We start from the raw sequence: 248 nt of genomic DNA, 5'->3' as shown, positions 1-248 counted from the left end.
AATAATAATAGGTGCTGCGGGGCAAGGCGCTGACCTGCACTAACAGGCCCAGTCCGTGTTTCTGCCTCAATGCCGTGACGATTTTTGCCCTTTCCGACGCGCTCTGGCATCGTTCTCCTGCATCAAGGCTCTCAACTTTTTTATGTAGTCATTCTGCGCACGCAGGAACGCGATTTCCTCCCGCATCTCTTCCGGGGTCAGTTCATCGGGCGATTTATCGGCATAGGGAGTTTTGGGATGTTGAGACA

The 248-nt window shown here is 52.8% G+C and carries 1 pseudogene; it reads right to left on the bottom strand.

Annotated features, from left to right (window positions below):
- Positions 1-66: 66 nt before the first annotated feature.
- A pseudogene (locus M6G53_RS25420) lies at positions 67-248 on the bottom strand (hypothetical protein); the annotation flags it as partial.

Origin of the sequence: Serratia nevei (genome assembly GCF_024160145.1) — a bacterium.
GTDB lineage: Bacteria > Pseudomonadota > Gammaproteobacteria > Enterobacterales > Enterobacteriaceae > Serratia > Serratia nevei_A.
This window is presented reverse-complemented; position numbering and strand designations above follow the sequence as displayed.